Raw genomic sequence first — 12,856 nt, 5'->3', positions numbered from 1 at the left:
CAGGACAGGTCCCCGACCTGCACGCGCCCGGAAGGAATGCGCAGTGACCCCTGATGAGTCCGATCGGCTCGTAGCCCTGTTCCTGAAGTCCGCCCGCGACGCACCGGAGCGCGTCGCCGTCCGGGACCCGCACGGCGCGTGGACCTACGCCGAGACCGCCGCGGCGGCCGCGCACCTGGCCGCCCGGCTCGTCGCGGCCGGAGTGGAGCCGGGCGACCGGGTCGGGGTGATGGCGGCGCGCCGGGCCGGCGGGCCCGTGGCGATCCTGGCCGCGCTGTGGAGCGGGGCGGCGTACGTCCCGGTCGACCAGGGATGGCCGGCCTCCCGGCGTGCGGACGTGCTGGCGGGCGCCCGGGCGCGGCTGGTGCTGGCGGTCGACACCGAGCAGGAGACGCCCGACGACGTGCCGCGGCTGGACCTGACGACGCCCGAACTCCTGCGGGCGGGGGACGGCGAGCCGTGCGCGCCCCGGCCGCGCCCGCACCCCGGGGCCGCCTACGTGATCTTCACCTCTGGTTCGACCGGGACGCCCAAGGGCGTCGAGATCCGGTCGGCCGCCGCCGCGAGTCTGGTCGAGTCGGTGGCGTCGCTGATCGGGATGGAGCGGGACTGCGCGTTCATCGCCCTGTCCTCCTTCGCCTTCGACATCTCGGTGTTCGAGATCTTCGCCCCGTGGTCGGTGGGCGGCGAGCTGGTCGTCGCCACCGAGCTGCAGATCCTGTCGAACCGGCTGGGAGCGCTGCTGACGGTGCCCGGGCGGGACGTCTTCGTCCAGACCACGCCCACGGTCCTGGAGCAGCTGCTCCAGACCGGCCTGGAGGTGCCCGCGGGGACCGTCCTGCTGCTGGCCGGGGAGCGCCTGCGGCGGTCGCTGGTCGCCAAGGTCGACCACGTCCGGCAGGTGTGGAACCTCTACGGGCCCACCGAGGCCACCATCTACACCACGGCGCACGCCGCTCTTCCGCTGCCCGCCGACGACACGGAACCGGACCTGCCGATCGGGTCGCCCGTCAACGGCGCGACGGCGGAGATCCGTCCCCTCACGGACGGCGCCGAGGACGGCGGCGAGGTCGTGGGTGAGCTTCTCATCGGCGGGCCCGGCCTGGCCCTCGGCTACGTGGGACGGCCGGACCTGACCGCGGAGCGGTTCGTGGCCGGCGGGACGCGGTACGCCACCGGGGACGTGGTCCGCCGCCGGCCGGACGGCCTGCTGGTGCACGCCGGACGGCTGGACCGGCAGGTGAAGATCCGCGGCAACCGCGTCGAGCTGGACGAAGTGGAGTCCGCTCTCTGCGAGGTGGTCGGACACGGCCGCGTGGCGGTACGGATGGACACGCACCGCCTGGTCGGTCCGTACCTCGCGGCGTTCGTCGCCGACCCCCGCCACGACAGCGTGGCGCTGCGCCGACGGCTCGCCGACCGCCTCCCGGCCTACATGGTGCCCACCCGGATCTACGAGGTGCCGGAGATCCCCCTGACGAGCAGCGGAAAGACCGACCACCGGGCTCTGCGGGCCCCGGAGGAGACCCGGGCCTGGGACGACGCCGTGTTCGACACGCTCTCCGCGCTCTGGGAGCGGCACCTGGGCGGGCCGGCCGCTCCCGACGCCAACTTCTACGCGCTCGGCGGGAGTCGGAGCGCCGCCCGGCGCATCGCCACCGGGCTGACACAGGCCCACGGCACCGACGTGGACGCCGCGCTCATCGAGCAGCACCCCGTGCTGTCCGATCTCGCCGTCGCGGTCTCCGAGCTGTCGCGCGTCGACGCGCAGCGATGACCGGAAGGGAACAGCTCGATCATGCAACGCATCCCCGCGCTGGACGATGACGGACTCGACCACCGGTCGGCCGCCCGGTTCCTGATCTCCATCGTCGGCAAACAGAAGGCCGCCACCCTCTGGGGAGCGGTCACGTCCGCGGTGTGGATGGGCAGCCAGGCCCTGCTCCCCGTCACCATCGGCCTCGCGATCGACCGGGGCATCGCCGAGGGCGACCGCGGCGGAGTGCTCTGGTGGTCGACCGCCGTACTGCTGCTCGGCGTCGTCAGGGCCGCGACCGGCATCGCGTTCTACCGGCATTCGATCATCACGCGCACGGTGTCGGCCTCGCTCGTCACCCGCACCGTGACACGGCACGTCACACGGCTCGGCGCCTCGCTCCGCCGGCAGAAGGACGTCGACAGCCTGATCGCGACCAGCACGTCGGACAGCGTCACGATCGGGCTCGGCCTGCTCTTCGCCGGCCGGCTCGTGGGGGCCGTGTCGGCCATGGTGGCCGTCACGGTGGCCGTCCTCACGGTCTCACTCCCGCTCGGCGCGCTGGTCCTCGTGATCGTCCCCGCGCTCAGCGGACTGAGCGCGCTCCTCCTGCGCCCCCTGCACGCCAAGCAGGACACCTACCGCTCGCTCCAGGGCCGGCTGGCCGGACGCGCCATCGACATCGCCTCGGGGCTGCGGGTGCTGCGCGGAGTCGGCGGTGAGCGGCAGTTCGCCGCTCGCTTCCGCGCCGACTCGGCACAGCTGCGGACGGCGGACGCGAGCGTGGCGCGCGCGGAGGCGGACTTCGAGGCGGCGCGGGTCCTGGTGCCCGGGCTCATCACCGTGATCGTCACGTACACGGCGGCGCTCTTCACCCTCGACCAACGCCTCACCATCGGCCAAGTGATCATGCTGTACGGCTTCGCGACCTTCCTCACCATGCCGCTCTCCGACTTCATGGAGGGCATGAGCCAGGTGACCCGGTCCATGGTGGCCGCCCGCCGGGTGACGACCCTGCTGAACATCCCCGTGCCCGCGGAAGCCACCGCCGAGGCGACCGCCGACGTCCCGCGGACCCGCGGCGAGGCGCACCTGGCCGACGCCACCTCGGGGCTGGACGTGCCGCCGTCGACGTTCATGGCGGTCGCCTGCGCCGAGCCCTCGGACGCCGGACTCCTCGCCCGCCGGCTCGCCCGCTTCGAGGCCCCGGGTGAGCCCGAACTGGCGGGCGACCCGTGGGCTTCGCTGCCGCTCCCCGTGGTGCGGTCACGGATTCTGCTCTGCCTCAACAGCGACCGGTTCTTCGCCGGGACACTGCGCGAGGAGGTGACCCGGGGCGGTGAGGCCGCCGCCGCGGACATCGAGGACGCCCTGCGGACCGCGTCCGCGACCGACGTCGTCGACGCCCTGCCGGACGGCCTCGACAGCCCCATGGCGGGACGCGGCAGGACCTTCTCGGGCGGCCAGCTGCAACGTCTGCGCCTGGCCCGGGCGCTGCTGGCGGGGGCCGAGTACACCGTGTTCGTGGAGCCGACCAACGCCGTGGACGCGTACACCGAGTACCGCATCGCGGAGAACCTCGACCGGTTCTGCGGGACGCACACCGACGGCCGCAGCGTCCTGGTGTTCACCCTCAGTCCTCTCCTCCTCCGACAGGCGCACCAGGTGGCGTACGTGGAGGACGGAAAGGTGGTCGCCACGGGCACGCACGAAGAACTCCTGAAGAGCCACGCGGCGTACCGGACGCTGGTGGCCAGTGACGAGAAGGCACCGGTGAAGCCATGAAGGTCCGTACGCTCCCCGTCGCCGACGCCCGCTTCGTCCGCCACTACCTCCGGCAGACGGCACGACGGCACCGCAAGGAACTGGCCGGTGTGCTGGCCCTCTACGGCCTCGCCGTCGGCAGCGGTCTCGTCGGCCCCTGGCTGCTCGGCTCCCTCGTCGAGGACCTGCGGCACGGCACGACGGCCGGCCATGTGACGACGGTCATCGCCGTCCTGGCCGGATTCATCGTGCTCCAGACGCTCCTGACGCGCGCCGCCTTCCGTGTGGCGGGCCGGCTCGCCGCGACGGTGCAGGGAGAGATCCGCGAGAAGTTCGTCGACGACGTCCTCGAACTTCCGCTCGCCTCCGTGGAGAGCGCCGACGACGGCGACCTGGTGACGCGGGCGTCCCAGGACTCGGAGATGCTGCGCCGCACCATGCAGATGGCGGTGCCCCAGGTCGCCGAGGCGGTGCTGTGGATCGCCTTCGGCATCGTCGCCCTCGTCCTGGTGTCACCGCTGCTCTCGCTCGCCCTGCTGATCATCCTGCCTCCGCTGGTGGCGGTGAACCGGTGGTACCTGGCGCGGGCGCGCACCGGCTTCCTGCGGGAGAACGCGGCCTCGTCCGGGATCACCGACGGGCTGGACGCGACCATCCAGGGCGCGGCCACGGTCGAGTCCCACGGCCTGCAGGCGCACCGCGTGCGCCGCGCGGAGCGGGACACCGAGAACTGGTACGGGGTGATGCGGTACACCCTGCGCCTGCGGACCGTCCTGTACTCCACGGAGGAGTTCCTCTACACGCTCCCCCTGGGCGTCGCCCTGCTCCTCGGCGGCTACGCCTACTCCGAGGGCTGGGTCAGCCTGGCCCAGGTGACCGCGGCGACGCTGTACATCCTCCAGCTGATGTTCCCGTTCGAGTCGCTGCTCGACTGGGTGGGGCAACTCCAGCAGGGCAGCGCGGCACTGGGCCGGCTGCTGGGGGTGGCGGTCACGTCGGAGCGGGGGGACGCCGGTCCGGGGAAGGACACCGCCGGGCAGCACACCATCGACTCCGTGGACCTCTCCGTCCGTGATCTCCGGTTCGCGTACGACGACGGGCCCGACGTCCTGCACGGCATCGACCTCACGGTCCGCAGGGGTGAGCGGATCGCCGTCGTCGGCCCGACCGGCAGCGGCAAGTCCACGCTCGCCCGGCTGCTGACCGGGACGTACGTGCCGCAGGGCGGCGAGGTGCGGCTGGGTGGCATCCCCCTGACCGAGCTGCCCCACCACGAGCTGCGCAAGCACCTCGTACTGGTGAGCCAGGACCAGCACGTCTTCGGCGGCACCCTGAGGCAGAACCTGGAGCTGGCCGCCTCCCGCCCCCCGCGGGACGGACAGGCCGCGGTCGAGGACGACGTCCTGTGGAAGGCCCTGAAGACCGTGGGCGCGGACGGCTGGGCGAACGCGCTGCCGGAGAAGCTGGACACCACGGTGGGCGTCGGCGCGGAGCATCTGTCGGAGGCGCAGGTCCAGCAGCTCGCGCTGGCCCGGCTCGTCGTCGCGGACCCGAGCGTGCTGATCCTCGACGAGGCGACCTCCCAGCTCTCCCCCGGCTCCGCACGAGAGCTGGAGCAGTCCTTCTCGGCCGTACTGGAAGGGCGCACCGTCATCTCCATCGCGCACCGGCTCCACACGGCCCGCGACGCCGACCGCATCATCGTCGTGGAGGACGGCCGCATCGCCGAGATGGGATCGCACCGGGAACTGCTCGATCGGGACGGCGCCTACGCCCGGCTGTGGTCCAGCCGGGTGTGAGCCGCCGAAGGTGAGCCCTTGGAGGTGAGCCGCCGCGCGTCGCGCCGGCCACGGCCTCAGCGGCGGCGGGGGCTCACCTGCGGCATGACGGCCCGGAGTTCACGCTCCAGCCGCTTGATCCCCCCGACGTTCCTGAGCGCGGGCAGCTCGTCGAGCATCTCCAGGAACATGCTGCTCCAGAGCGCGTAGTCGGGGAAGTGCTCCAGCCTGCGCGCGAAGCCCTTCTTCCGCCACGACCACGGCTTGATCCCCGCGTAGTGCAGCCCGCGGGACAATTCGATGGAGGGGTAGCCGTAGAAGATCGAGTAGCTCGGGTCCAGGCTCGTCCACCGACCGGACCAGAAGTACGTCGCCGCCTGCTGATCGGTCCAGGCCCAGCGGTTGCGCACCAGATCGTGGACCTCGCCGCGGTCCAGCCAGTCCATGAATTCGCGGTAGGTCGCCATCGACGGTTCGATCAGAAGCAATGAGGCGTTGACACCGTAGTTCTCGACGTCCTCGGCCACCCGGTCCGTGATCTCCCGGGGGATGGGCGCGCCGGGCGGGCAGATGTCGTCGTACACGTCGTGCCACACCCATTTGCCGGTCCTGAGCGCGTCCGGCCGGTGGATCAGCTTCCCCTGGTCGTCGATGTCCGCCATGTGCTCACGGCGCTCGTTGATGATTCCGGCGGGCGCGGGGAGCTGCCAGATCTGCTCGAAATCCCGCAGCGGAAGGAGGTCGGCGTCGATGTTGACGACTCTCTCGTACGAGCATCCGAAGTCGCCGTCGGACCCGAGACGCAAGGAAGCGAAACGGGTGAGGGCGGCGCTCTGCACCCGCGCCGATCCGGTGCGCGGGCCGTCCGACGAGACGGCTTCCTGATATCCCGGGATGGGAATCTCGGCGACCGGAAGGACCTTGTGGTAAAGCGTCTGAAGGGCGCTGCGCGCGCGGTCCGAGACGTCTTTCGTAACCAAGCAGACGCGATCCGAACGGCTGCCCTGACGCTTCAGTCCGTATGCCGCCATCAGGCAGCCGGGCAGATAGCTGTCGTTGAACATCAGGAAGGTCACGAACGCACGCCGGTCAGGCCTCGGTGTCGCCTGTCTCGGGAGTCGCGGGGCAGGAATGCTCGTGCCGCTGTCGGGCATTGACGTCGACTCCCTCGAACTCGCTTGCACAGCGCAGAAATCCGACCGACGCCACCATCGATCGGCGTTGGCCGTCGGCCCGTTCAAGTGACGGATAATGTGGTGGGTCAGGCTACCACCGTGGTTCACCCGCTCTCCTGGACGCGGGCGTCCGTGACCGTCCGTCAGTTCGCCTTTCACACAACGTCGGTGGCCCGGACCAGGGGCCTCCAGTACGCGCCCCGCGTAGGCTCCGCTCCGGTCAACAGCGCGTTGAACGCGCACTTGTGCGACAGGGTGGGAGGACTGAGTCTTGCGACTCATCACGGCATCTACAGGGAGCGCGTCTCAAAAGCACGCCGGGGCGGGTGGAAAAGGATGAACTCCCCCAAGAGTTGCGTCATTGTCGGCGCCGGACTGACCGGTGCCACCGCCGCCTGCGAGCTGGCCCGACAGGGCTTCCGGGTCCGCGTGTACGAGCGCGCGGACGTGATCGGCGGCCATGTGCGGACCGAATGGCTGCGGGGCATCCCGTACGAGCCGCACGGGGCGCACATCTTCCATACCGATGACACCGCGGTGTGGAATCTCGTCAGCAAGTACACCGACTTCGTGCCGTATCAGCATCGCGTCACCATCCGGGTCCGCTCCCATCAGCTGAGCTGGCCGCTTCAGCGCAGTGAACTCTCCCGGCTGGAGGAGTGGCCGCGGGTGGAACGGGAGCTGGCCTCGCTCCCGCCGGAGCCCGACACCACCAATTTCGCGACGTACTGCCGGTCGCTCATGGGGCGGACGCTCTACGACCTGTGCGTCCGGAACTACACGATGAAGCAGTGGGGGCGAGCCCCCGAGGAGCTTTCGGCCTCGGTCGCCGTCAACCGCGTCGAACTCCGCGACGACGATTACCGGGGCCTTTTCCGCGACCGCCACCAAGGATGGCCCGAGCGCGGTTACACCGATCTCGTGGAGAATCTGCTCCATTCCGCGGAGATCCACCTCGGGCAGCCGGTCACCTGCGACGATCTGGCCGAGATCGCGCGGCCCGGCGAGCCCGTCGTGGTCACGTCGGCACTCGACGACTTCTTCGGCGGTGAACTGGGCCCGCTGGAATGGCGCGGGGTCCGGCTCGTCAGCCAGTTCCTTCCCGGCATCACACTCTCCCAGGCGTCGATGGTGGTGAACGAACCCGACCTCGCCGTTCCGTGGACGCGGACGATCGAGACCAAGTGGGCCCTGGAGAAGCTGCACGACGTGCCCGGGACCATCGTCCTGCGCGAATACCCCGGCGCGGCGGCCAAGCATTACCCGGTCCCCGACAGCGCCGGACGCAACAAGGCCCTCCAGGCCGCGTACGAGGCGAAGCTGGCCGCCTGTACGCGCAATCCGCTGGTGGCCGCCGGGCGGCTCGCGACGTACAGCTACATCAACATGGACCAGGCCGTCCGGCAGGGCCTCGACACGGCGCACCGCGTCGCCCGGACCGCCTGATTCGACCGCCGTGTGCGGCGTGCGGCGGACGGGTGCGGCACGGCGGCGTCTCCCCGGGGCAGCCGCCCCGGGGCTCGCTCCGGCCCCGCGCCCCGACGACCTTCGGGCACCCCTTGACCCCGTCGAGACCGCGGATGTTGAATGCCAACTCCGGGGAATAACAAGGGAGTTACGGATCATGGCCGACGGTTGGGGCACCGCCGGCGAGAGGGGAGGGGGAGAGGGAAGGGGGCGCTCGCGGGGGCGCGACACCGCACCATCCGACCTCGGCACGACCCCCCGAAGCACAGGGCCCTGGCTCCGCCCGTAGCGCGAAGAGCCGCCCGCTTGTGCCACCGCACCGCACGCGCCGCGTCGCCGACGCGGCCGATGAGTGGCGTCCACGACCGGGACGCACGTCACGTGCCCGCTCCAGGCCGTCGCCGCCAGGACTCCGCAGATCCAGGACCTCCGGACGCCACGCGTCCGTCCCCGGCCACCGCGCCCCCGACCCACGTGCTGCGGCTCTCCTCGGCCGCGCATTCCCGTGCTTCACGACCAACACCCTGCTGACGCGTACGCCTCGCGGCGCACATCACGAGGAGAGGTGCCCATCCGATGGAAGCCCGGCAGTCCCGCGTGTTCCGGCACAGCGCCGCCGACGCCATTCTGGTCCTGATCAGCCTCGCTCAGTTCACGTCGATGATCACGCTCGCCGCGGTCGAACCCACCGGGCTGTGGCCGATGCTCGGATCATTCGCGCTCGTGACGTTCATGATGACGTACAGCGTCATCATCGTCTCGCACCTGTACTCGCACCGGCCCTGGTTCGTCTCGGCCCGCCTGAACGCGGTCATGTCGCTCATCAACTCGGCCAACATCGCGCAGTCGGTCCAGGCCTACCGGCTGACCCATGTGCGCAACCACCACCGGTACAACAACGACCGCAAGAGCGACGAGGGGACGACGCGCGACATCACGTCCACCTTCCGCTTCAGCAAGGACGACGGGCACGCGCCCCTGGGGCGGTACCTCTGCTTCAGCCTCGCCGCCTCGGTCCGCGAGTTCCTGGGCACGGTCGCCTCGCTGCGGCGGGGCTGCCGTGTCGGCAAGGACGAGACGCTGCTCCTGGAACTCGCCACCCGCAACCCGGAGCGCCGCAAGGCGGAGCTGGGGCAGATCCAGGCGGACCGGCTCGCGCACCTCGCGCTGATCGTCCTGTTCGCCGTGGTGTCGTGGCAGTGGCTCCTGTGGTGCTACCTCCCGGCGACAGCGGTGGCCTTCACCCTCGTCAACGTCCAGAACTACTACCGGCACTTCGGCGCGCACCCCGAGAGCCGGTACGCGAACTCGGTCAGCCACTACGGCCGCGTGTACAACTGGCTCACCTTCAATGACGGCTACCACCAGGAACACCACCTGCGCCCGGCCTCGCACTGGAGCGAGCTGCCCAAGGTCGCCGACGAATACAGCGCGTCCTTCCGTGCGGACGGGCATGTCGTGTCGCCGGTTCCGGCGGTCGTCGGTTTCCTGGATGTCCGCCGTACACCCCTGCCCGCCGTCGCCAAGGGCGCTCCGGGAGAACAGGCGTCCGGCTGAGCCACCGCGGCTCGTGCGCGCAGAACTGCAGTACTCACCGACAGCAAAGGACGCAAGGTGACCGAGTCAGAGACCCGGGCCGAGAGCCCCGTCAGGGCCTACAACGAATGGGACCCGCTGGAAGAAGTGATCGTCGGCTCCGTGGACGGCGCCCACTTCCCGCCGTGGCACGTCGCGGTCGGCGCACCGCTCTCACCGGAGCAGCGGAAGGTGTTCCGGGAGAACGCCGGGCGGCCGTTCCCCGCCGACCAGGTCGCGGCGGCGCGCGACGAACTCGATCAGCTGGTCGAGATCCTGGCCGGGGAGGGCGTCAAGGTCCGCCGGCCCGAGGCGCGGGACCACAGCCGGTCCTATGCCGGGCGGGACTGGTCGAGCACGGGTCTCTACGACGCGATGCCCCGCGACTCGCTGCTGGTCGTCGGCGAGGACATCATCGAGGCCCCGATGTCCTGGCGCTCACGCCACCACGCGGCCTCCGCCTTCCGGCCGCTGCTCAAGGAGTACTTCCGGCAGGGGGCCCGCTGGAGCTCGCCGCCCATGCCCGAACTCTCCGACGAGCTGTACGTCGACGGCTGGACCGACCAGCCGGACGGCGAGCCGTTCCGCTCGGTGATCACCGAGTTCGAGCCCACCTTCGACGCCGCCGACTTCATCCGGTGCGGCCGTGACATCTTCGCCCAGCGCAGCCACGTCACCAACGCCCTGGGCATCGAGTGGTTGCGCCGGCACCTGGGCGACACGTACCGGGTGCACGAGCTGGTCCTCGCCGACGACCACCCCATGCACATCGACGCGTCCCTGATGCCGCTGGCGCCGGGCAAGCTGCTGATCCATCCGGACCGGGTGCCGGAGGTCCCGCGGATCTTCAAGGACTGGGAGGTGCGCACGGCGCCCCTGCCGGTGATTCCCGACGGTCACCCGCTGTACATGACCAGCAAGTGGATCAACATGAACGTGCTGATGATCGACGAGCACCGGATGGTCGTGGAGGCGCAGGACGAGCCGATGCGCCGGTTCGCCGAGGAGTGGGAGATCGAGGCCATCCCCTGCCCGTTCCGGAACTTCAACAGCTTCGGCGGTTCCTTCCACTGCGCGACGGTCGATGTGCGGCGGCGCGGCGGGCTGCTCTCCTACTTCTGATCCGCGGCTCCGGCGGCCGGACCGCGCCCAGTCGCAGGGCGCGGTCCGGCCGCCGTCGGCTGATCCCGCCGTCAGGCGTTCGGGGACGGCACCGGGGTGGCTTCCAGTTCGATTCCGGTCACCGCGAGCAGGCGGTTCGTGGCCGCGTCGTGCATCGCCATGTCGGCTATCTCCAGGTCAGGGGCCGTCTCGCTGCGCCACCTGTGCACCGAGATGGTGAGGGCCGCGCCGGGGTCCGCGTTGCCGAAGTAGCCGACCTTCTGCTGGGCGACCTTGCGCCGCAGGAACTGTTCGTCGCTGCGGCCCTGCGAGCGCCACAGGCCCAGCAGCACGGTGTCGAAGATGGAGAAGTACGAGGCGAAGTACACCAGGCCCACGCCGTTGAGGTCGCGGACCACGTCCAGGGTGTACGGGGTCGTGTGGGCGGGCCCGGCCGGCACGAACCCCTGGGGCGGCCCGGCGTAGAAGCTGCCGGCCGCGCGGGCCCGGCCCACCGGTGTGCGGGGCGAGTGGCGGTTGGGCAGGCGCGGCAGGTCCGCGTAGGCGAAATCCGGGGGTGTCACCTCGGACAGGCGCTGATTGCTGCCCGGGGTGGAGCGGGCGATCCAGCGGTTGAAGTTCTCCGCGTACATGCAGTCCGGGTGCGGTCGCTCGTACACCTCCTCCGGGTCCAACGGGCCCTCGGGCACGGTGAGGCCGGCGGGTGCGAGCCGGTGCAGGGTGAGCGTGGACTGGCTGCCGATCTGGAACACGCGGGAGCAGACCCGGAGTTCGTTGCCGAAGGTGAGGCCGTGCGGGTGCACGGTCTTTCCGCCGCGTACCCGGTAGTAGTAGAAGGACAGGTAGGCGGGGCGGCCGTCGGCGGTGGTGGCGGCGTGCGCGTTCATGCCGCAGGCGGCCGAGACCGCCTCCCAGGTCCAGTCGCCGATCCGCCCGAAGATCTGCGATCCGCTGCTGCACATGCCCGGCGAGACGGTCACCCGGCGGGTGAGGGAACTGCCGTCGACCATCCGTACGGAGTTCAGGGCGTCGATCCCGCTCATCGCTTCGCCGCCCCCGCCGCCGCGCCGCCGCGCTCCGGGGCGGCGGACTCCGGTGCGTCGCCCCAGTCGGCCACGGCCTTCAGGAACGCGTCGTTGTCCTGGTCGAGGCCGATGGTCACGCGCACCCCCTCCCCGGCGAACGTCCGCACGGCGATCCGCCGTGACATGCACCAGCGGCCGAACTCCGCCGAAGCCGCCCCGAGGCCGAGCCACAGGAAGTTGCCCTGCGCGTCCGGCACACGCCAGCCGCGGGCCAGCAGTGCGTCCCGGACCCGGGTGCGCTCCGCGACCGTGGCCTCGACCCGGTGCGCCAGCTCCGCCTGGAGACCGAGCGCCGCTTCCGCGGCCCGCTGCGCGACCGTGTTCACCGCGTAGGGGAGGCAGGTCTTGTCCAGCTGCGCGACCACGTCGGCGGCGCCCAGCAGGTATCCGACGCGCAGCCCCGCGAGGCCGTACGCCTTGGAGAACGTGCGCAGCACCACGAGGTTGGGGTACTCCTCGCACAGCTCCCTCCCCCGGGCGGCGTCCGGTGCGCGGGTGTACTCGATGTACGCCTCGTCCAAGGCGACGAGGCAGGTCGGGGGGATACGCGCCAGGAAGGCCCGCAGCGCGTCGTGGCCGACCACCGTGCCGGTCGGGTTGTTCGGGTTGCAGACGACGACCAGCCGCGTCCTGTCGGTGACGCGGTCCGCCATCGCCGGGAGGTCGTGCACGGCGTCGGCCAACGGAACCCGGATCGAGCGCAGCCCCGCCAGCTCGGCCAGCTCCTCGTACAGCTCGAACGACCGCCAGGCGTAGACGACCTCGTCGCCCGGCTCGCCGAACGCCTGGAACAGCGCCTGGAGCAGTGAGACGGAGCCCGCGCCCACCAGCACCCGGTCGGTGTCGATCCCGTGGGCCCGGGCGATGGAGCGGGACAGCTCCCGGCACCAGGCGTCCGGGTAGCGGTGCGCGGAGGCGGCCGCGGCGGCGATCGCCTCGACGACGCCCGGCAGCGGTGCGTGCGGAGTCTCGTTGGCCGACAGCGGTCGCGGGGGCGCCGCGCCGTTCGCGACCTCGGTCGGACGGTAGGAGGAGATGCGGTCGAGTGCCGAACGGAATCGTATGGCTGGCATGGGACTCCCGGGGTGAAGGAAGGGGCGCGGCCCGACGGGGGTGGCCGGCCGGTGCGACGCC

At 71.1% G+C, this 12,856-nt stretch carries 9 protein-coding genes; 6 read left to right on the top strand and 3 right to left on the bottom strand.

The window, feature by feature from the left end; translation table 11 throughout:
* The first annotated feature begins 43 nt into the window (after positions 1 to 43).
* The 3 genes from J2N69_RS18940 to J2N69_RS18930 are packed head-to-tail and all read left to right on the top strand — an operon-like array spanning position 44 to position 5,319.
* Positions 44 to 1,777, top strand: coding sequence for an amino acid adenylation domain-containing protein (locus J2N69_RS18940; RefSeq protein WP_230901840.1), 1,734 nt, complete (start codon positions 44 to 46; stop codon positions 1,775 to 1,777).
* A 21-nt stretch (positions 1,778 to 1,798) separates the two neighbouring features.
* Positions 1,799 to 3,541 (top strand): ABC transporter transmembrane domain-containing protein, encoded by a 1,743-nt coding sequence (locus tag J2N69_RS18935; protein WP_230901839.1) that lies wholly within the window; start codon positions 1,799 to 1,801, stop codon positions 3,539 to 3,541.
* The gene (locus J2N69_RS18930) at positions 3,538 to 5,319 is read left to right on the top strand and encodes an ABC transporter ATP-binding protein (RefSeq protein ID WP_230901838.1); all 1,782 of its coding nucleotides are present in this window, start codon (positions 3,538 to 3,540) and stop codon (positions 5,317 to 5,319) included. The genes J2N69_RS18935 and J2N69_RS18930 overlap by 4 nt, the downstream gene beginning before the upstream one ends.
* Positions 5,320 to 5,375: 56 nt before the next feature.
* Here J2N69_RS18930 and J2N69_RS18925 read toward each other — a convergent pair whose 3' ends face one another.
* Positions 5,376 to 6,374, bottom strand: coding sequence for a glycosyltransferase (locus J2N69_RS18925; protein WP_230901837.1), 999 nt, complete (start codon positions 6,372 to 6,374; stop codon positions 5,376 to 5,378).
* Between the two features lie 435 nt (positions 6,375 to 6,809).
* Here J2N69_RS18925 and J2N69_RS18920 point away from each other — a divergent pair, with 435 nt between their 5' ends.
* The 3 genes from J2N69_RS18920 (at position 6,810) to J2N69_RS18910 (ending at position 10,637) form a co-directional block, all read left to right on the top strand.
* Positions 6,810 to 7,919, top strand: a complete 1,110-nt coding sequence (locus J2N69_RS18920) for an FAD-dependent oxidoreductase (protein ID WP_230901836.1) — start codon at positions 6,810 to 6,812, stop codon at positions 7,917 to 7,919.
* A gap of 597 nt (positions 7,920 to 8,516) precedes the next feature.
* Complete coding sequence (locus tag J2N69_RS18915; RefSeq protein WP_230901835.1) at positions 8,517 to 9,497, top strand: fatty acid desaturase family protein; 981 nt, start codon at positions 8,517 to 8,519, stop codon at positions 9,495 to 9,497.
* Between the two features lie 57 nt (positions 9,498 to 9,554).
* Positions 9,555 to 10,637, top strand: a complete 1,083-nt coding sequence (locus J2N69_RS18910) for an amidinotransferase (protein ID WP_230901834.1) — start codon at positions 9,555 to 9,557, stop codon at positions 10,635 to 10,637.
* Positions 10,638 to 10,708: 71 nt separating this feature from the next.
* On the opposite strand, the gene J2N69_RS18905 is transcribed toward J2N69_RS18910, so the two are convergent.
* A complete protein-coding gene (locus tag J2N69_RS18905; protein ID WP_230901833.1) occupies positions 10,709 to 11,680 on the bottom strand; it encodes an LnmK family bifunctional acyltransferase/decarboxylase in 972 nt (323 codons plus the stop codon).
* On the bottom strand, positions 11,677 to 12,795 hold the full coding sequence (locus J2N69_RS18900) for a histidinol-phosphate transaminase (RefSeq protein ID WP_230901832.1): 1,119 nt from the start codon (positions 12,793 to 12,795) through the stop codon (positions 11,677 to 11,679). Before J2N69_RS18900 ends, J2N69_RS18905 begins: the two co-directional genes overlap by 4 nt.
* Between the last annotated feature and the right edge of the window lie 61 nt (positions 12,796 to 12,856).

Source organism: Streptomyces huasconensis (genome assembly GCF_021028635.1).
Lineage (GTDB): Bacteria > Actinomycetota > Actinomycetes > Streptomycetales > Streptomycetaceae > Streptomyces > Streptomyces huasconensis.
The sequence above is the reverse complement of the archived record's forward strand: the minus strand, read 5'-3'. Positions and strand labels throughout refer to the sequence as shown.